The 19,705-nt window shown below is 42.7% G+C and carries 21 protein-coding genes; 19 read left to right on the plus strand and 2 right to left on the minus strand.

All coding sequences use genetic code 11. The features are described from left to right. Nucleotides 1-41 precede the first annotated feature (41 nt). From rfbB to JBW_RS03500, 9 genes are all read left to right on the plus strand, one after another. On the plus strand, nucleotides 42-1,103 hold the full coding sequence (rfbB, locus tag JBW_RS03460; protein WP_007959118.1) for a dTDP-glucose 4,6-dehydratase: 1,062 nt from the start codon (nucleotides 42-44) through the stop codon (nucleotides 1,101-1,103). A gap of 12 nt (nucleotides 1,104-1,115) precedes the next feature. Continuing rightward, nucleotides 1,116-1,991: a glucose-1-phosphate thymidylyltransferase RfbA gene (rfbA, locus tag JBW_RS03465; RefSeq protein WP_007959119.1), complete on the plus strand. Its 876-nt coding sequence runs from the start codon at nucleotides 1,116-1,118 to the stop codon at nucleotides 1,989-1,991. A 65-nt stretch (nucleotides 1,992-2,056) separates the two neighbouring features. After that, nucleotides 2,057-2,977 (plus strand): NAD-dependent epimerase/dehydratase family protein, encoded by a 921-nt coding sequence (locus JBW_RS03470; RefSeq protein ID WP_007959120.1) that lies wholly within the window; start codon nucleotides 2,057-2,059, stop codon nucleotides 2,975-2,977. A gap of 2 nt (nucleotides 2,978-2,979) precedes the next feature. After that, nucleotides 2,980-4,350 (plus strand): mannose-1-phosphate guanylyltransferase/mannose-6-phosphate isomerase, encoded by a 1,371-nt coding sequence (locus tag JBW_RS03475; RefSeq protein WP_036681572.1) that lies wholly within the window; start codon nucleotides 2,980-2,982, stop codon nucleotides 4,348-4,350. Nucleotides 4,351-4,609: 259 nt separating this feature from the next. Then, nucleotides 4,610-5,992: a phosphomannomutase/phosphoglucomutase gene (locus JBW_RS03480; RefSeq protein WP_007959122.1), complete on the plus strand. Its 1,383-nt coding sequence runs from the start codon at nucleotides 4,610-4,612 to the stop codon at nucleotides 5,990-5,992. A gap of 246 nt (nucleotides 5,993-6,238) precedes the next feature. Beyond that, nucleotides 6,239-7,147, plus strand: a complete 909-nt coding sequence (gene galU, locus JBW_RS03485; RefSeq protein WP_200897023.1) for a UTP--glucose-1-phosphate uridylyltransferase GalU — start codon at nucleotides 6,239-6,241, stop codon at nucleotides 7,145-7,147. Between the two features lie 112 nt (nucleotides 7,148-7,259). Beyond that, nucleotides 7,260-8,735: a glucose-6-phosphate isomerase gene (locus JBW_RS03490; RefSeq protein WP_007959125.1), complete on the plus strand. Its 1,476-nt coding sequence runs from the start codon at nucleotides 7,260-7,262 to the stop codon at nucleotides 8,733-8,735. An 88-nt stretch (nucleotides 8,736-8,823) separates the two neighbouring features. Next, nucleotides 8,824-9,507, plus strand: coding sequence for a response regulator (locus JBW_RS03495; protein ID WP_007959126.1), 684 nt, complete (start codon nucleotides 8,824-8,826; stop codon nucleotides 9,505-9,507). A 62-nt stretch (nucleotides 9,508-9,569) separates the two neighbouring features. Then, nucleotides 9,570-10,049 carry a hypothetical protein gene (locus JBW_RS03500; RefSeq protein ID WP_007959127.1) on the plus strand — a complete coding sequence of 160 codons (480 nt, stop codon included), beginning with the start codon at nucleotides 9,570-9,572 and terminating at the stop codon, nucleotides 10,047-10,049. Between the two features lie 11 nt (nucleotides 10,050-10,060). On the opposite strand, the gene JBW_RS03505 is transcribed toward JBW_RS03500, so the two are convergent. Beyond that, nucleotides 10,061-10,618 (minus strand): hypothetical protein, encoded by a 558-nt coding sequence (locus JBW_RS03505; RefSeq protein ID WP_007959128.1) that lies wholly within the window; start codon nucleotides 10,616-10,618, stop codon nucleotides 10,061-10,063. Nucleotides 10,619-10,776: 158 nt separating this feature from the next. Between JBW_RS03505 and JBW_RS25180 the strand changes: the two genes are divergently transcribed. The 8 genes from JBW_RS25180 to JBW_RS23930 all read left to right on the plus strand — a co-directional run bounded on the left by JBW_RS25180 (nucleotide 10,777) and on the right by JBW_RS23930 (nucleotide 16,198). Next, nucleotides 10,777-10,941 carry a hypothetical protein gene (locus JBW_RS25180; protein WP_007930140.1) on the plus strand — a complete coding sequence of 55 codons (165 nt, stop codon included), beginning with the start codon at nucleotides 10,777-10,779 and terminating at the stop codon, nucleotides 10,939-10,941. 136 nt (nucleotides 10,942-11,077) lie between these two features. Next, nucleotides 11,078-11,434 (plus strand): demethoxyubiquinone hydroxylase family protein, encoded by a 357-nt coding sequence (locus JBW_RS03510; RefSeq protein ID WP_007959129.1) that lies wholly within the window; start codon nucleotides 11,078-11,080, stop codon nucleotides 11,432-11,434. Between the two features lie 23 nt (nucleotides 11,435-11,457). Continuing rightward, nucleotides 11,458-12,294 carry a family 1 encapsulin nanocompartment shell protein gene (locus JBW_RS03515; RefSeq protein ID WP_007959130.1) on the plus strand — a complete coding sequence of 279 codons (837 nt, stop codon included), beginning with the start codon at nucleotides 11,458-11,460 and terminating at the stop codon, nucleotides 12,292-12,294. Nucleotides 12,295-12,659: 365 nt separating this feature from the next. Further along, on the plus strand, nucleotides 12,660-14,555 hold the full coding sequence (locus tag JBW_RS03520; protein ID WP_007959131.1) for an ATP-binding cassette domain-containing protein: 1,896 nt from the start codon (nucleotides 12,660-12,662) through the stop codon (nucleotides 14,553-14,555). 263 nt (nucleotides 14,556-14,818) lie between these two features. Further along, nucleotides 14,819-15,400, plus strand: a complete 582-nt coding sequence (locus JBW_RS03525; RefSeq protein ID WP_007959132.1) for an RNA polymerase sigma factor — start codon at nucleotides 14,819-14,821, stop codon at nucleotides 15,398-15,400. Between the two features lie 5 nt (nucleotides 15,401-15,405). Beyond that, nucleotides 15,406-15,630, plus strand: a complete 225-nt coding sequence (locus JBW_RS03530; protein WP_007959133.1) for a DUF1659 domain-containing protein — start codon at nucleotides 15,406-15,408, stop codon at nucleotides 15,628-15,630. 39 nt (nucleotides 15,631-15,669) lie between these two features. Continuing rightward, nucleotides 15,670-15,882: a DUF2922 domain-containing protein gene (locus JBW_RS03535; protein WP_007959135.1), complete on the plus strand. Its 213-nt coding sequence runs from the start codon at nucleotides 15,670-15,672 to the stop codon at nucleotides 15,880-15,882. 172 nt (nucleotides 15,883-16,054) lie between these two features. After that, entirely contained in the window at nucleotides 16,055-16,198 is a 144-nt protein-coding gene (locus JBW_RS23930; RefSeq protein WP_007930154.1) for a YvrJ family protein, read from the plus strand. Between the two features lie 141 nt (nucleotides 16,199-16,339). On the opposite strand, the gene JBW_RS03540 is transcribed toward JBW_RS23930, so the two are convergent. Next, entirely contained in the window at nucleotides 16,340-16,603 is a 264-nt protein-coding gene (locus tag JBW_RS03540; RefSeq protein ID WP_007959137.1) for a TIGR03905 family TSCPD domain-containing protein, read from the minus strand. Between the two features lie 176 nt (nucleotides 16,604-16,779). Between JBW_RS03540 and JBW_RS03545 the strand changes: the two genes are divergently transcribed. Further along, entirely contained in the window at nucleotides 16,780-18,936 is a 2,157-nt protein-coding gene (locus JBW_RS03545) for an ATP-dependent RecD-like DNA helicase (protein ID WP_007959139.1), read from the plus strand. 223 nt (nucleotides 18,937-19,159) lie between these two features. Beyond that, nucleotides 19,160-19,567, plus strand: a complete 408-nt coding sequence (locus tag JBW_RS03550) for an endonuclease domain-containing protein (RefSeq protein WP_007959140.1) — start codon at nucleotides 19,160-19,162, stop codon at nucleotides 19,565-19,567. The last annotated feature ends 138 nt before the right edge of the window (nucleotides 19,568-19,705 follow it).

The following is a 19,705-nucleotide window of genomic DNA, read 5'->3' on the forward strand; positions in this document are numbered from 1 at the left end:
GTCCAATAGCAGTAAATAAATTATAAGAGAGGGAAAATAGCATGAAAACCATTTTTGTTACAGGTGGCGCCGGTTTTATAGGTAGTAATTTCATTCATGAGGTCTTACAGAAGCAGGCTATAAAAATCATTAACTTAGATAAGCTAACCTATGCGGGAAATTTGGATTCATTACGGGACGTTGAGAATGACCCGTACTATACCTTTATTCATGGTGATATTTGCGATAAAAAGTTAGTTGAAGAAATATTGGCGGATTATCAGCCTATTGCTATTGTGCATTTTGCAGCAGAGTCCCATGTTGATCGTTCGATTGACGGTCCGTCTGAGTTTATTCATACAAATATTAATGGTACTTTTTCTCTCCTGGAGGCAGCTAGAGCATATTGGTGCGATTTGGCCAGAGAAAGGAAATTGCATTTCCGTTTTTTACACGTTTCAACAGATGAGGTATATGGTACATTGGGCGAAACTGGATATTTTACCGAAGAAACACCTTATGCCCCTAATTCGCCGTATTCGGCATCTAAGGCTTCTTCAGATCATCTTGTAAGAGCTTATCACCATACTTATGGATTGCCGGTATTGATGACTAATTGTTCGAATAATTATGGACCGTTTCAATTTCCAGAGAAGTTGATTCCTTTAATGATATTAAATGCTTTGGAGGGTAAGCCTTTACCAGTGTATGGCACGGGACAGAATGTGCGGGACTGGTTGTATGTAAAAGATCATTGTCGGGCAATTTTAACTGTGCTAGAAAAAGGGATACCCGGTGAAAGATACAATATTGGTGGACATAATGAAAAAGCCAATTTAAGTATTGTACATACTTTATGTGATATTCTTGATGATAAAAGTCCTCGTGCAGATGGAAAGTCATATCGTGAGCAAATTACATTTGTTACAGATCGGCTGGGGCATGATTTGCGGTATGCCATTGATGCATCTAAGATTCAGAAAGAACTGGGATGGGTACCGGTAGAAACCTTTGAAACAGGGATTATGAAAACGATAGAGTGGTATTTGGGAAACCGGGAATGGTGTCAGAGGGTGACTGATGGCAGTAATCGAATAAAACAGCTAACCAGTGAAAAATTATAAGGGGGAAAGGACATGGCAATAACCAAAGGAGTTATTCTTGCTGGTGGGTCAGGCACTCGTTTATACCCAATCACAAAATCTATCAGCAAACAACTTGTGGCAGTTTATGATAAACCCATGATTTATTATCCCCTAAGTACACTTATGCTAGCTGGAATTAAAGATATTTTGATTATTAATACGCCTCATGAACAGGAATTTTTCTATCATTTACTTGGTGATGGTACGCAATGGGGGATTAATTTGTCTTATGCTGTCCAACCTAGTCCAGACGGATTAGCTCAGGCGTTTTTAATTGGGGAAAAGTTCATTGACAATGACCCTTGTGCTTTAATCTTAGGAGATAACATCTTCTATGGGTATGGATTTAGTCAAAAATTACAGCATGCTGCTCAGCAGGATTCGGGTGCATCTATATTTGCTTATTGGGTCAAGGACCCTGAACGTTATGGGGTAGTTGAGTTTGGTACAGATGGTCGGGCTGTAAGTTTGGAAGAAAAGCCTGAAAGACCGAAATCCAGCTATGCAGTTACAGGTTTATATTTTTATGACAAAAGAGTAGTGGATTTTGCTAAGTCCTTGAAACCATCTACTAGAGGGGAATTAGAAATTACTGATTTAAATCGGTTGTATTTAGAACAGGATGCATTACGTGTTGAAACTTTGGGACGTGGGTACGCTTGGCTGGATACTGGTACTCATGATTCTTTGTTGCAAGCATCTAATTATATTGGGACAATACAGGAACGACAAGGGTTAATGGTTGCTTGTCCTGAAGAGATAGCGTATCGGATGGGGTATATTTCGCGTAGCGATTTAGTTACATTGGGTGATGTCATGAAGAAAAATGGATATGGGAAATATTTATTGCAGTTGGCTGGGGAGTAATATATCCGAGAAAAATATGAGTCAATAAAATAGATTGTGGCTTGTGTAAAAAGGAGTGTTAGTTGATGAAGATTTTAGTTACTGGCGGAGCCGGATTTATTGGCTCTCATGTAGTAGAAAAGTTGTTAATGGAAGAATGTCATGTTGTTGTTATAGATAATTTAAGCACCGGAATTAGAGGCCATGTGCCTGCAGGTGTAAAGTTTATCCAAATGGATATTTGCAGCGAAGAACTGCTAGATGTATTTACGAAGGAACGTTTTGACGCTGTCATTCATTTGGCAGCCCAGACTATGGTACCTGTATCTCTAAATAAGCCTGACTATGATTGTCAGGTTAATCTATTGGGTACTGTTAATATATTGGAAGCATGCCGCAAAACGGGTGTGAAAAGAGTGGTGTTTTCATCTACCGCAGCGGTATATGGTGATGTAGATAATGTACCTATCGTGGAAAGTGCGGCAACTAGACCTACTTCCTTTTATGGGTTGAGCAAGTTTAGTGTAGAAAAATATTTACAAATGTATCAGCAGATATTTGGTCTGGAATATGTAGTCCTGCGGTATGCCAATGTATATGGCGAACGTCAGGGGGATGGAGGGGAAGGCGGAGTTATTAGCATTTTCACTCGTAAAATTAATCAAAATGAAGTTTTGAGTGTATATGGTAATGGTGATCAGTCTCGTGATTTTATCTATGCCGGTGATGTGGCGGCAGCGAATTATCGGGCACTTATGACTTATCATGTGAATGGTATATACAATATTAGTACGCAGACCGAGGTTAGTGTAAATCAGTTGATTAAAATATTGGGGCAGATTGCTGGCAGAGAAGTGCATAAACAATATTGTCCAGTACGAGAAGGAGATATATACCGATCAGCGCTTTCGAATCAAGCGGCACGGGAAAAGCTTGGATGGCAGTGTGAGATGCTGCTTGCAGATGGTTTAGCTCGAACGTATAGAGATATTAGAAAAGGGGTATGACCTTGAAAATAATAATTCTAGCAGGTGGCGGTGGTACACGGCTATTTCCACTGTCCCGCACTTGTTTTCCTAAGCAATTTATGAAAATTGGCGACGAGCAATCTCTATTAGCTCAGACTGTTATGCGGTTTGTGCCAGTGGCAAAGGCGTCGGATATGGTGATTGTGACCAATCAGGAATATCTTCATTATGTTAAGGCAGAGTTAGCCGCTTGTGGCATGGAAAAAGCACATATTATATTAGAGCCTGTAGGGCGTAATACGGCCCCTGCGATTGCTTTGGCAACAAGTTATTGTATAGATAAATTAGGTGCGGGTGTTGAGGAAGTCATGTTTGTTACACCTTCGGATCATATTATCCGTCAAAATGATCTTTTTATACAGGCTGTTGGGCAGGCGGAGGAAATGGCTAAACGGAATCATATTGTTACTTTTGGCATTAAACCTGATAAGCCTGAAACTGGATATGGATATATTGAAGCTGGTGAAGTTTGTGGCTGTGGCTTTGCAGTACGTTCTTTTAAAGAAAAGCCTGATGAGGTGACAGCTGAGAAGTATTTGGCAGCGGGTTCCTATTATTGGAATTCTGGTATGTTTGGCGTTACTATGGGGCAAATCATGAGAGAATTACGAATGCATCAGCCGGAGATTTATCAATTATCAGCGACCAGTTTTGCAGATACTTTAGCTCAATTTGAAGTTATGCCTACTATTTCGATTGATTATGCGGTGGCTGAGAAGTCTGATAAAGTAGTAACGATCCCGTTATTAGCTTATTGGAATGACATTGGCTCATGGGATGCTATTTATGACGTGATAGAGAAGGATCAGGAGGGGAATGCCGTCAAGGGAGACTGCATCCCTATTGATTGTACGAATACACTAATGTTAGGACGTAGTCGTTTGATTGCTGGTATTGGACTTGAGGACTTGCTAGTAGTGGAAACGGATGATGTTATAGTAGTAGCAAAAAAGGGGGAGTCACAGAAGGTTAAAAATCTGGTAGGCGAGCTAAAAGAACGAGGGCGGCGTGAGGTGGATGAACATACTACGTTGTATCGACCTTGGGGAAGTACGACTGTATTGGGTGGGGGATCAGGATATAAGATGAAGCAAGTTAGAATCAATCCTGGTCACGGACTTAGTCTGCAAATGCATTATCATCGCAGTGAACATTGGATCGTTACGAGTGGTACTGCACAGGTAACTCTGGGAGAGGAAGTCAAGATGGTTCATGAAAATGAAAGCGTATTTATTCCCATGTCGACCAAGCACCGGTTAGAAAATCCAGGCCGAATTCCGCTGGAGATTATTGAAGTCCAAAATGGGAAATATCTTGAGGAAGATGATATTGTACGGTTTGATAGTGTGTGAAGGGAAGGTTGGAGGGGAATGGTATTATTGAAGAATGGTCTATGTTGACATGAATATCAACATAGACCATTCTTCGTAGCAGCACAAATTCCACGTTCGTTTCATCGTTGAACACAGTGCAGCATAAAAGTGTGAGAAGTTGCAATGGACATGTGTATAGCAGCAGGATAAGAATCATGATTTGGCGAAGTTGTATAACATATATTACTTTCTTTGGGAATAAAATGAAAATTGAATATGTGAAGAGGAGGGTTTTCTAATGACACAGGATATTGTTATAAAAAGAGATGCCTTTAAGGCCTATGATATTCGGGGCAGGGTACCTGATGAGCTCAATGAGGAAGTAACCTATCGGATTGGATGGGCTTTTGTAGATCTGTTTAAGGCAAAGACAGTGGTAGTGGGGCGGGATGTGCGGTTGTCCAGCGAGAGTTTGACCAAGGCTTTGATAGAGGGTTTTACAGATCGGGGCTGTCATGTGATTGATATTGGTTTATGCGGCACGGAAATGGTGTATTTCGCCACGTCTCATTTAGGGGTCGATGGGGGAATCATGGTGACAGCCAGTCATAATCCTATGGATTATAATGGACTCAAGCTGGTACGTAAAGAATCCAGACCGATTAGTGGTGATACAGGACTGCGAGAGTTAGAGGACCGTGTAGTTACTGGAGATTTTTCACGGGAAAAGAGTGCTGGTATTGCCAAGGGCACAGTGGAGCAGTATGATATTATGAAAGAGTATGTACAGCATTTGCTTACCTATGTGGATGCAGCGGTATTAAAACCGTTGAAAATTGTAGTGAATGCAGGCAATGGCTGCGCAGGACCTGCTCTTGATGCATTAGAAAAGGTATTGCCTTTTGAGTTTATCAAAGTATACCATGAGCCAGATGGGACATTCCCACATGGAATTCCCAATCCCTTGTTAGTTGAGAATCGGGAAGCAACAGCCAAGGCTGTGCGAGAAAGCGGTGCTGATTTTGGGATTGCCTGGGATGGTGATTTTGACCGCTGCTTCTTATTTGATGAACAGGGGAAATTTATTGAAGGATATTACATTGTTGGATGTTTAGCAGAAGCCTTTTTAAGGCGTTATGCCGGGGCGAAAATTATCCATGATCCGCGTTTAACCTGGAATACGATTGAATTGGTAAAGGAAGCTGGCGGTATTCCTGTATTGTGTAAAACCGGTCATGCCTTTATTAAAGAGCGCATGCGCCAGGAAGATGCGATATATGGTGGGGAGATGTCAGCGCATCATTATTTTAGAGATTTTGCATATTGCGATAGCGGTATGATACCGTGGCTATTAGTAGCGGAAAATATAAGCGTATCAGGTAGATCTTTGTCCCAATTGGTTGGAGCTCGTATGGAAAAATTCCCTGTAAGCGGGGAGATTAATCGTCGAGTCAAGGATGCCCAGATGGTGGTAGCAGAAATAGAAAAGCAGTTTGTAGCCCCAGGAGCTGCTGTTGATTATACAGATGGATTAAGTGTAGACTATGATGACTGGCGGTTTAATCTGCGGATGTCCAATACAGAACCGTTGATTCGTCTGAATGTGGAGAGCCGAGGCGATACTTCTTTGATGGAAAAGAAAACGGCTGAATTATTAGCCGCCATTGAGAAGTTAGGGTAACGAGGGAATGGCGAAATGTCATTATCAAGAAAAGCCCCTTAAAAAGGGTATAGAAAAATGCGTGGAAAAAAGATAACCGAACCACAGAGGCGCAGAGAACACAGAGAAAAGATAGATAGGATTAAAAATCCCCCTCAGCGTCCTCTGCGTCTCTGCGGTAAAATCGTTCTATTTGCTCTGTTTGCAATGACAAAAGAGCACAATATGATTATCACAGCTAAGGATGGTGCTAAGATGAGAAAAGGATTGGGAAAAGTTCGCAAGGCGGTGATTCCGGCGGCAGGGATGGGGACAAGGTTTCTGCCGGCGACGAAGGCGCAGCCCAAAGAGATGCTGCCTATCGTTGATAAGCCAGCGATTCAATATATTATTGAAGAAGCGGTTCAGTCAGGCATTGAAGAAATCCTTATTATTACGGGGCGGAATAAACGTTCTATTGAGGATCATTTTGATCGGTCAGTAGAGCTGGAGATGCTGCTTAAAGAGCAGGGCAAGTATGATTTGTTAAACTTGGTAGAGGAAATTGCCGATGTTACGATTCATTATGTAAGGCAAAAGGAAGCAAAGGGATTGGGTCACGCCGTGTTATGTGCTAAGCAGTTTGTCGGGAATGAGCCTTTTGCTGTGCTGTTAGGTGATGATATTATTGATGCTAGTGTTCCTTGTTTAAAGCAAATGATGAGTGTCTATGATGATTGTTATGGTACTATTCTTGGGACACAAGAGGTTCCTCTGGATAAGGTTTGTAATTATGGAATTGTAAAACCTGTGGAGATTAAACAGAATGTGTGGCAGGCTGTGGATCTTGTAGAAAAGCCAGATATGTCAGATGCACCTTCTCGCTTGGCGGTGATGGGCCGCTATATTCTCCAGCCTGAGATTTTTGCTATCTTGGAGAAGACCCCTCCTGGTAAAGGCGGAGAGATACAGTTAACCGATGCGATCCGTACTTTAGCAATTGAGCAGCATTCGGTATATGCCTATAATTTTGAAGGTCGTCGATATGATGTGGGCGATAAGCAGGGATATTTGGAAGCGACAATTGAATTTGCTCTGAAGCGTCCTGATTTGCGGGATGACTTTTTACGATATTTGATCAAAACGGTCGGTCCGCTGGTGGCAGGGAAAGATGGGAATACAGGTTGTAGTAAATAGTGGCTAAACACACCCCGACACTACGTGCCACCCCTCTCAAGAGGGGAATTAGAGCGGCAGTTAGCAGTGAATCGGAGGGAAGTGTGCAAAAATATAGGGAGGTTGTTGTCTAATGGGTAGTAAAGAAGAAAATTGTTTAACATTAGCCTCGGGTTTTTCCTTTGACTATGGTAATTTGTATGGAGCTGGTAAAGTAACTGCCAGTGATGTAGAGGCTTTAGCAGAAAAGTTGGCTGCTGCACAAAAGGCTGTTGAAACCATGCGGGCGACAGGAGAAGTTCGGGGGCATTTGTCCAAAGATGGTACGCCGGAAAGAGTGTTATTTACCCAACTGCCTTATGTGGCTGAAGGTAACCTAAACTCTCCAGCATCCATTGCCAGGTTAAAGGAATTTGGCAGTTCTCTTAAAAACACAGTGGATGCTGTAGTGACGTTTGGCATTGGCGGCTCTTACTTAGGGAATAAGGTCTTATTTGATGTTCATTGCGGTGAGTTTTGGAATGCAAAAAGTGTAAAAGAACGCAATGGTTATCCGAAGCTATACTTTAATGGTAATAACATTGATGCGAGACGAACTGCAGATATGGTAGAACATCTGATCACAGAAGCCCGTCTGAAAGCTGTTCATGGTCAGCCTAATACCTATAAAGTGGTTTTAGTGGTGATTTCAAAATCCGGCGGCACCCTAGATACGATGTCGACTTTCATGGTGATGTATGATGCGTTAAAACAACAAGAGCCATTACTGAATATTGAAGTGGTCGCGGTAACAGATCCAGCAAAAGGTGAGAAGGCTACTTTATTGGGAAAATTAGCCGAGGAGCAAGGTTGGCCGACCTTTAGCGTTCCAGATGGTGTGGGCGGCAGATTTAGTATTTTCTCGGAAGTCGGTTTAGTGACGGCTGCTTGCATCGGCATGGATATTGATGCGTTCTTGTCCGGTGCACAAGCCATGGATCAGGTATGTCAGACTTCAGATATATACAAAAATCCAGCAAAATTAAATGCAGCTTTAAAGTTTATTGCTGCAGAAAAATACGGGCGGGACATTGAAGTGTTCATGCCTTATGCAGATTATTTAAAATCAGTAGCAGAATGGTATGTACAGCTGTTAGCTGAATCCTTAGGCAAACGTACAAGTCGTGAAGGAGCAGAAGTATTTTATGGTCGTACTCCAATTGTAGCCGTTGGAACAACGGATATGCATGCCCAGACACAGCAGCATCAAGATGGTAAGAAAGATAAGGTGGTTCAGTTTGTTAAGGTGACTAAGTGGGAGCAGGATGCTATGATTCCTGATGTGTTCCCTACTGTCTCCAAGCTTTCTGAAATATCTTCTATCTATTTGAGTCAGGCTTTGGATGTAGCGCGAGAGGCCAACGCAGAAGCTTTGATTAATGATGAACGCTTTAATGCCACGTTGATACTGCCTTCCTTGAATGCCTATCATTTAGGAGAATTGTTATATATGTTGGCATTGTCCGTCGCTTATGAAGGTGAATTGGCGAATGTTGATGCTTTTGATCAACCGGGAGTAGAAGCATATAAGCGCCTAATGGGGCCTAGGTTAAAGGCTTTAAAAAAATAAAGAAGATATTTCCAAAAAAATCCTGTTACTTGTAACAGGATTTTTACTATTTTTGGAGAATTTTATTACTGAAAGGTAGGCGGTAGCTGTGGCGATTAAGATAATGATTGCAGATGATCATGCCCTATTACGGCAAGGGATAATAAACGTGCTGAATTTAGAAGATGATTTTCAAGTAATTGGTGAAGCCTGTGATGGGGCCGAAACGGTAGAAAAAGCCATTGCTTTAACTCCGGATATCCTTTTGCTGGATATAAATATGCCCCGTATGAATGGCTTGGAAGTTATAAAAAAAATTAATGAGCAAGAAAAAGCGATTAAAATCATTGTTTTAACTATGCATGATGATGAAAGTTATGTAATGGAAGTGATAAAATCCGGTGCTGTCGGGTATCTGTTAAAGGATATTGAACCGGGTATGTTAGTTACAGCCATTCGTACGGTATACGCTGGCGAATCCTATATTTATCCAACCTTGGCAAAACGAATCTTTAATGAGTTTAGTCGTACTCAGCAGGATAAGGAAAAAGAAAAGGCCTGTGAAGTAGTCAGGACGATCAGCCGTAGAGAAGAAGGCTTAACCTATAGGGAATACGAGGTATTGCAAGGGGTATGCCGGGGACTGAGTAATCAGGAACTTGCTAAGAGCTTATTCTTAAGTGAGAAGACGGTCAAGAATCATCTTACCAATATATTCCGCAAGATCAGCGTAAATGATCGTACCCAGGCTGTGCTGTATGCCATAAAGCATAAACTTGTAATCTTAGAGTAAATCACCTTTTATAGCAATTTGCATATCATATCCTATCCCAATGATAAAGGGGGTAGGATATTTTGTTTTTTTCCTATACAGCGAGTGTAATTTTATTGTCCTTGGCTATGTATGGAATGTGGTATTGTATTCGCGATTTGTGGAAATGGTGGTTGGAGCCTCGCCTCGTGTCAGTACCAAGCTGTAGTTTCTTAATTGTGGTAAGAAATTTAGATTACAGAGTAGAAGATCTGCTGCGTTATTTGGCCCATGAGATCGAACGGGCAGAGGTAGATTGTGACATTGTCGTGGTGGACGTGAGTTCGGATGATTTTACTGCACTGATTTTAGAACGATTGGTCGGAGATATTCCGATTATGAAAGTGGTAATGTTTTCGGAAGAGATAAGGCCAGTAAGTGATGCCATTGCCCTGTGCCGCGGCAGTGTAGTTCACGTCATGGATCTGGCACATCGCATGAGCATCGATGACTTTATGGTTGCCGTATGTGGCCTATTGCGTCAAGATTATCAAGACGTCATGCTCAAAAGAGCAGCTAGGTGAAGATGGGATTCTCATTCTTTTCCATGTTTCAACACCAAAATATCATAAATAATCTCCACAAGTTTCTGAGCAATGGGCATGAGATTGGGATGAGAATCCGGCGACTGGGCGGTACAAGACATTGCTAGTTTGGCAGATTGCAAATGCTTTTTTACCGTAGTTGAGGTCCAATATACAGGAATGTCTGTATTCCCAGTTAGTGTTATGACCGCTTGATACGAACTAAGATTATTTTCAGCCACACCCATTACGGCATGATAATTAATATATCCGGTACTCGTATCGCCTGCTATTTTGGGAATCCTTGTTTTCATAGGGCATAGGACAAGTCCTGGAGCAATAGGCAGTGGCTGCAAAATTCTTTGACCGGTGGCAAGGATCGTGTGCTGTCTTAAGGCTGTAAGATCCATAGCGCGGCTATGGGCTAAACGTCGCAAGACGGTACGAATGGAAGTAGCAGTGGAAGTATGTTTGCCGTCTGTTGTAATAATAGTAGTAGTGTCACCTTCCGAAGTATAGTGGGGAAGAATGGCAGCAATATGATTAAAAATAGGTAATTTTTTTAACATAGAGAACTCCTTATTATCGAACGTGTGTTCGGTTTTTATTTTTATAATAACAAAATTTAGGTAAAATAACAAGAGTTTTACTGTAACGTTTTTTTGCATAGACAGCCCTATTATTTCACATACTTTAATAATATGAAGTGAATAAGGGGGGAATCCGATTGCTAAATGAGCGGGTCGATCATGGAGAAAGCAGTTATAAATGCACCCGATGCGGCGGGGTATTTGGCTCTCATGATGAGAACATTGTACGCTGCCCTTTTTGCGATATGGTGTGTGATGAAGTAAAATGTCGCGTAATTGAAAGTAGCTATGAAGAATATTAATAAAAGTAAAAAGAATACAAGGAAAATCATGGGGCGCGTCGAAAGGATAATCAAACAGACCCTTGGTTTGCAATGCAGCTTTTGGGAATTGTGGCGAAGGGTCTATTGTTAATTTTGGATAAGGAGTTGATGAATTATGGCTTATAGCAAAACTGAAACCAAAGATGAAAGTGTAAAAGATGCTGGCTTAGAGCAGGTAATCATTTGGCTGCGTGAAGATTTAATTGGAGAATTGGAAGCGATTAATCAATATCAGGCTCATATTGACAGGATTGATAATGAGGAAGTTAGAGAACTGTTAGAGCATATTCGGGATGATGAAAAAGAGCATGTCGCAGAGATTACTCATCTCTTAGCCCGGATTGATGTCATTCAGCGGGAGAAATTCGCCGAGGACCACACCATGGCGCAAGAAGATCGAGTAGTAAGTGGAGCTTCAACCGATGTGGATGAGAAAGTTGCAACCATCGGTAATCTATTCGGTAAAAAATAGGTTGAAAAGGGAGGAGAGATAGTATGGATATTTTAGATCGGGATTCAGCACCATTGACGGAGACGGAATGGTCAAAGATTGATGAGGCAGTTGTTAATACGGCTCGTCGTATGTTGGTAGGCAGAAGAGTGATTGAAGTGTTAGGACCTATGGGTCCTGGAGTATATACGATTCCATATTCGATTTTTAGCGGAACTTCATCTACTGGCATTGATATGGTGGGAGAGCAGGAAGATTTTATCGTAGCGCCTAGTTCTCGTGCGACGACGAGTGTACCGATGCTCTACAAAGATTTTAGAATTATGTGGCGGGATGTGGAAGCGGATCGTCATATGGGACTGCCTCTTGATGTTAGCACTGCTGCGGTAGCTGCGAATTATGTAGCGGTTCAGGAAGATAATTTGATTTTCAATGGCAATAAAGAACTCGGCCAGGTCGGATTGCTGAATGTACAGGGACGAAAAACTGTAAAAATCAGCAATTGGGATGAACCAGGCAGCGCTTTGGCAGATGCGGTAAAAGCCGTTAGTGCTTTGAGTGAGGCTGGACATTATGGTCCTTATGCTATGGTAGTGAGTCCCCTTCTCTTTGGTCGTATGGTACGGGTATATGGCAATACTGGAATGTTGGAATTGGATCAGGTGAAAGCCTTAATTACTGGCGGAGTATATTACTCCAACACGATTAGTGGCAACAAAGCTGTAGTATTAGCTACTGGCGGTCATAATGTGAACTTGGCAGTTGGTCAGGATATGACTACTTCTTATATGGGAGCAGCCAATATGAATCATACTTTTAGAGTATTAGAAACAGCAGCTCTATTAGTACGTCGTCCTGATGCAATTTGTACGATTGAGTAGGGAAAGTAAGGTTTTTAACTTCAGAGACACAGTGGGTACAGAGGGGATACATTCCTGTACCCACTGTGTCTCTTTTTTGTTATGGAGCTTGCTGGTCATCAGTCCATTAGCCTGTCATTGCGAGCACAGCGAAGCAATCCCTATCTCAAATCCTCCTTTGTGTCCTTCGTGTACGCGTAAGCGTCTTTGCGTCTTCGTGTTTCAACCGTTTTTCTTTACCTCTCTGTCATTTTGCGAGCGCATAGCGAAGCAATCCTCTGCCTCTGTGCCTCGTTTCTTTCTTCATCCCTTGCAGGTCCTACCTGTGCCGGGTATAATGTTATAAGAATAAGTACAGCCTTACGAGGTTTGTTTGAGGTGGATCGATGGGAATATTACGAGTGGAAGGTTTACATAAAGCTTTTGGTATTGAGACCTTATTTACCAATGTGGCGTTTGAGTTAGACCGGGGAGATACCATTGGGTTAATTGGTGCCAATGGAACAGGTAAGACGACGCTCATGCGCTGCTTACTAGGGCTGGAAGCCATTGATGGTGGCCGTGTGGCAGTACCGATCGGTGAGAACATTGGTTATGTGCAGCAGGATTCTACTTTGCATCAGGGAACGCTGTATGAAGAATTATGCTCTGCTTACGCTGATATATTGGCTTGCCAGGATAAAATGCATGAATTAGAGCAGGCGATTGCAGCCGCAAAGGAGGAAAGTGCTCTAGATGGGTTGATGAAAGAATATGCAAAAGTAGTAGACAAATTTGAGCGGGGCGGGGGCTATGAATATGAGAACAATATTCGCCGCGTTGCCTTTGGCTTAGGCTTTACTACGGAGGATTTCTCAAGGCGGATTGAGACCTTTTCAGGCGGGCAAAAAACTCGCATTTGTTTGGCAAGAGCCTTAATTCGACAGCCTGATTTTTTATTTTTGGATGAACCTACTAATCATTTGGATATTGGAATGGTGGAGTGGCTGGAAGATTTCCTTAGCGGATATCCAGGGGGCGTGCTCATCATTTCTCATGATCGTTATTTCTTGGATAAAGTGGTTAATCGGGTGATTGAGTTAGAAAATAAAGCCTTGACGGCTTATAAAGGCAACTATACTTCCTATATGCAGCAAAAAGCTGAAAACATGGCGGCGTTGGAAAATGCCTATGACAAACAGCAAGATCATATTACGAAAACAGAAGCATACATTCGAATGTATAAGGCTGGGATTAAGTCCAAGCAAGCCAGAGGGCGGGAGAAACAGCTGCAGCGCTTAGAACGGATTGTATTGCCTGCCAATATTGCCCGTTTTGACTTTTTCGGCTTTAATCCGCCCAGTGAATGTGCGGAGCGGGTAGCTGAACTGGAAGAGACGTCTGCTGCTTATGGGGAGCGGAAGATTTTTGAAAAAGTATCCCTCTTGATTCGTAAGGGTGATGGCGTGGCTTTAGTGGGACCTAATGGGGCGGGAAAAACTACATTATTGAAACTTCTGACAGGTGAATTGACGCCCGTTAGCGGCAGGGTGAAGCTTGGCAGCAGGGTGAAGGTTGGTTATTTTTCTCAGGAACATGAAGGATTGAATGGGAAAAACCGAATTGTTGATGAAATCATGCATGAATATGGCTTTAGTGAAGAGCGGGCAAGGCATTATCTAGGAGCTTTTTTATTCCGGGGAGATGATGTTTTTAAGATTGTGGGTGAATTGAGCGGCGGCGAGAAATCAAGGCTGGCAATGCTTAAGCTCATGCTCACAGGAGCTAATTTTTTGATTTTGGATGAACCGACCAATCATTTGGATATACCTGCAAAAGAAGCAGTGGAAGAAGCAATCTTAAGCTTTCCCGGTACTTTTCTGACAGTATCTCATGATCGATATTTTCTGGATAAAGTAGCAAACTGTATGGTGGAATTAGCGGATGGGAAATTAGAGGAATATGCTGGCAACTATAGCTACTATCGGGAGAAGAAGTTAATCCAGCAGAAACAAGCCGCTACAGCCCAAGTGGCAATTACCAAGCAGGAATCCATTGTCAAAAAGAATGAGCGACCGCGACAGCGAAAGGTAGATCAAGACAAGAGTTTAAAGAACCAGCAGAAGCTGGAAGGTGAAATTGCCATGTTGGAATTAGAGATTAAAACCTTAGAGTACCGTCTCAACGATCCTGCCAGCCACGAAGATCAAGATGCCAGCCAGCAATTGGCAGATGAATACAGCAAAGCCCAAAAGGCTCTAGCTGAAAAGTACGATGCCTGGGTGGAGTTAACGGAAGAATAAGGCAGCAAAAAGACAAAAAACGTGAAACGCGAAGGCGCGAAGCGCTAGCGCGGACACGAAGAACACGAAGGGACATTATTAAACTTATCTTCGTGTTCTTTGCACGTCTTCGCGCCTTCGTGTTTCAACAATTTTTTTATTTTAAAGCCGACTTGTGTGTCAAGTGACATGCAGGTCGGCTTTTGTTTTGTTTATGATGGCGTGATAGATTGAAGTCAGCGCTAATATAAGAGGAACCGGTTTCTCGCCATAAGGTGAGAATAATGGAATTACATCAGTTGGTTAGAAATGCTCAAATGGGTGACAGAGAGGCTTTCCACGAAATTTGTACTTGCTTTACCGGGTTGGTTAAAAAGTATGCACATCAGGCCCATTTACGGCCGATTGCTGATGAGGCAGAAGCTCAAGGCTGGTTAGCGGTAGTTCAAGCTGTAAAGACCTATGATGAAACCAGCGGCGTTCATTTTGCTGGATATGTGAATAGTAAGGTTAAATTTGCGATTTGGAATTTGTTTAAAAAGGAACGTCGTATCTGGCAGGAGGAGCAAGTGGAAGGGGGTCAGGAGGGTGAAGAGGTCGATTCTTTTGCCTACTTGCCTGACAATGCGGATGTAGCAGGAGAAGTGGAAAATCGGTGGCTGTCTCATGAACTTAGGAGTGCCATCGAAACATTGCCCGGCAAACAGCGGCAAGTTATTTTAAAAACAGTAATTGGGCAGGAAACATTAACAAATGTGGCAGCATCCCTGGGAGTCACCACCCAAGCGGTATATAATCTGCGGCAGCGAGGATTTGCACGTTTAAAGATCCTATGTTCCGGAATGTATAGCAGTGAAAGGGGGTGAGAGGAATGGCAGTGAATAAATTACCGCAAACCAGCAAAATGGTAATTACGATTGAAAACGGTGTGAATGCCAATGGTCAGCCAGTGCAGCGTCAAAGAAGCTATAAGAATGTGAAAGTAAGTGCTGCAGATGCAGATGTGTATGCAGTAGCACAAGCAATTGCTAATTTGCAGACCCATGCAGTAATCGGCATTAGCAGACAAGACGAAGGCAATTTAGTAAATGCTTAAGTGTTCTTGAGAAATCGGTTAGTAAGGAGGTGAGTGGCAATGGCAAAAACACTGGAAATGGTTTTTCGCAGTGAAGGTGGCAAAGAAGTCACGCTAAGCATTGCAGATCCGAAAGAAAACCTGACTCTGGCAGAAGTGAAAACGGTCATGGAGGACATTATCGCTAAACAAGTCTTTGAAAGCAAAACCGGAGATTTGTCTCAGATCGTGGAAGCACGCATCAATAGCAAGGATACCGCAGTATTGGTATAACCAGTGTTAAGTAAAAAAGCAATGAACCGCGAAGGGATACTTATTTCTTCCTTACCCTTCGCTGCTTCGTATCTTCGCGGTTCAAATTTTCATCATTCCCAATTCCCCTCTAGAGAGGGGTGCCCCAAGGGCGGGGTGTGTTGTTCTTCGTTATAGAGAAGGAGGTATGCTCATGGATCAATTATTAACCTACACAGCCAATTTCGGATTTCCCATAGTGATTAGCCTTTACTTATTAGTGCGAATCGAAGGGAAACTGGAAGAATTGACTGCCAGTATCAATGAACTGTCCAAGACCATCGCAACAAAATTTTAAAGTGAAATCCCCCCAGCACATCGCTTCGATGCGCTGGGGGGATTTGTTTATAAAAAAATAACGAAACGCGAAGACGCGAAGGTACGAAGGTGCACGAAGAATAAGCTGGCATACCCTTCGTTGCCTTTGCATCTTCGCGTTTCAAACTTTTTTATCTTGCTTTTCCTTCATCTGTTCCAATATTGCATTTACCAATTGATCCGTACAGGAAGTCGTCTTTTGTCCGCAGGTAATGCCTTTTAGTTTTTTGATAACCTCTTCAGCGGGCATGCCCTCCACTAATACACTTATAGCCTGCAGATTCCCAGGACATCCGCCATTAAATCGTACATTGGTTACAATTCCATCTTTCAACTCAAAATCTATTTCTTTGGCACATACGCCAGCTGTATTATAAGTAGTCATTGTAAAAACCCCTTTATATTTTTCTTAGTGTATATTTCTCTAAGATACACCGAATTTTAACGACTGTCTAGTCCTGCTATTGTACAATATCTGGTTATTTTCCTCCCTTGGCAGGATTTAGGCAGAAACTTGCGAATAAAAAAGGAATTGATATTATTTAAAAGTGGAGTAATGCTGTGGAACATTTAGAAGGTACCGTAGAAAATATAATATTTCATAATACCGATAATGGTTTTGTTGTTTTTAAGCTAAAGCCAGCCAATGAGAATGGCACTGTCGCTGTGGTCGGCAACATGCTGGTGCCTTTAGTGGGTGAACAGCTGGAGCTAACAGGAGAATGGGCGGAGCATGCCCGTTTTGGCCGTCAATTTAAGGTAGCCAGCTTTAAAAAAGTGGCACCAGCCAGTGTGAAAGGCATCGAACGTTTTTTGGCCTCAGGTGCCATTAAAGGTATTGGTCCAGCCATGGCGGCACGTTTAGTAAAGCAATTCGGCTTAGATACGTTGAAAATCATCGAAGAAAAGCCCAAGCGTTTACAAGAAATAGAAGGGATCGGTAAAAAGAAAGCTGAGGCGATTCATGATGCCTATTCCCAGCAATCCGAAATGCATGAAGTCATGTTATTTCTGGAAATGAATGGCGTAACAGGTGCCTATGCAGGCAAGATTTTTACCCAGTACGGATTTTTGGCAATTAGTGTATTACAAGAAAACCCCTATCGATTGGCGCAAGAAGTACAAGGCATTGGATTTCGTACGGCAGATCAAATTGCCATGTCTTTGGGCTTAGAACGCAATCATGAGGAACGGATCACTGCAGGGATTGATTTTGCTTTGCTGCAGATTTCCCAAGCAGGCCATTGCTGTGTACCGGAAGAGACTCTAGTACAGGAAGCTGCCAAGTTACTGCTGGTTGATCCCGTAGATGTAGCCAGGCATGTATCCTCATTAATTCAAGAGAGCCGTTTATGTGTAGAAGATTTTCATGGAATGACTCTAATCTATCCCCGCCATTTATATTATGCAGAAAAAAGGGTAGCGGATCGATTATTGCGTTTAAAAGATCGAGCCAAACAAGCCCCTGATGAAGATTTACCGGCTATTGTTGACAGCTGGGAGAAGCAATCAGGAATCACCTTGGCAGACGCCCAGCGTGAAGCTGTATTATCATCGTTACTGCATGGCGTTTTAGTCTTAACGGGTGGACCTGGTACGGGTAAAACTACCGTTGTACGGGGTATGCTGGATGTTTTAGAAAATCAAGGCTTTAAGCTGCTTTTGGGGGCACCTACTGGGCGGGCTGCAAAACGCTTAAGTGAGGCTACGGACCGAGAAGCAATGACCGTTCATCGGCTATTGGAATCCACGGGGGGAGTCGAGGGAGCACCTTTATTTATGCGCAATGAGAATGAGCCATTAGATGCAGAAGTGGTCATCATTGATGAAGTTTCCATGATGGATATTTCGCTGATGAATTCTTTTCTTCAGGCGATACCAGATGGCTGCCGAGTCATCTTAGTAGGTGACGTAGACCAGCTGCCTGCTGTTGGTCCCGGATCTGTACTGAAAGACATTATCCGCTCAACGACTGTGCCCGTAGTGCGCTTGACAGAGGTCTTCCGTCAGGCTGGTGAAAGTATGATTGTTATGAATGCCCATCAGATTAATCGGGGGATGCTGCCTGACTTTAAAAGCAGCAAGGACTTTCAATTTCTTGAAATCAATGACAGTGATGCTGTGGCTGATGCCATTGTAGATTTATGCCATGAGCATCTTCCAAAAGAAGGTTTTAATGTTTCCTATGATGTACAAGTACTGGCGCCCATGCATCGATTGGTGTGCGGTGTGGAGAATTTAAATAAGCTGCTCCAACAAGCACTAAATCCAGAAAGAGAAGGAAAAGCATCTATCTCTGGTGCCAATCAGGTATTGCGGGAAGGCGATAAGATTATGCAGATGAAAAATAATTATACCAAAGGGGTATATAACGGAGATATTGGCTTCATTACAGGCATTCAAAACGGCAGAGTAGCCGTTCGCTATCCAGAGCAGAATGTGATCTATGAACGAGGAGAGATTGATGAACTGCATCTTGCCTATGCCATGAGTGTACACAAAAGCCAAGGCAGCGAATATCCTGTAGTCATTATGCCCCTGATTTCAGGACATCACATTATGCTGCAGCGCAATTTGCTGTATACCGCTGTAACAAGAGCTAAAGAAAGAGTGGTCCTCCTAGGCAGCAAAGCCGCCCTCAACACCGCTCTATCCAACGATCGCACCAAAAGACGCTATTCCCTCCTGGCAGAACGCCTGCGAGGAGAAGAGTTGTAATGTTGCCTGAAGACGGAAACAAACACACCCCGCCTGCGGGCACCCCTCTCTAGAGGGGAATAGTTTTTAATCACCTTCTTAAAGAATGGATCAGTGAAACACTAAATGCACACAATCCATCAGAAATGGCTTTTTAAAATTCCCCTCTAGAGAGGGGTGGCGCGCAGCGACGGGGTGTGTTCGTCGTTTCTTGCAAGTAGAGAGTATAAGGGGATGAAATGTTTTGTCTAAAGAAAAGATCATTTCATACAATCCCAAACTAAAGGAGCTAGCAAAACAGCTTCGTCAAAACAGTACTTTATCCGAAGTATTGCTTTGGCAACAACTAAAGGGTAAACAAATGATGAATTATAGCTTTCACCGCCAAAAACCGATTGAAAATTATATTGTTGACTTCTTTTGCCATGAATTAATGCTAGCAATTGAGATAGATGGAGTTACCCATAATGAGAAGATTGTCTATGATATACAACGACAAAAAAGGCTGGAGTCATTAGGAATTCATTTCTTAAGGTTTCATGATAGTGATGTAAAGAAAAATTTAGCAGGTGTAGTAGAAGCTATTAAGATGTGGATTTGTAAGTATGAGGGAGAAAACGGGCTCACCCCGCCTGCGGGCACCCCTCTCTAGAGGGGAATAGTTTAAAATCCCTACCAGAGAAAACCAGCCTATCGTAGCAGCGTATGCGTTCATCTTGAGTCCGGCTCCCAAAATCCATTCCCCTTTAGAGAGGGGTGGCGCGCAGCGACGGGGTGTGTTCGTCGTACC

This window comes from Pelosinus fermentans JBW45 (assembly GCF_000271665.2).
Lineage (GTDB): Bacteria > Bacillota > Negativicutes > DSM-13327 > DSM-13327 > Pelosinus > Pelosinus baikalensis.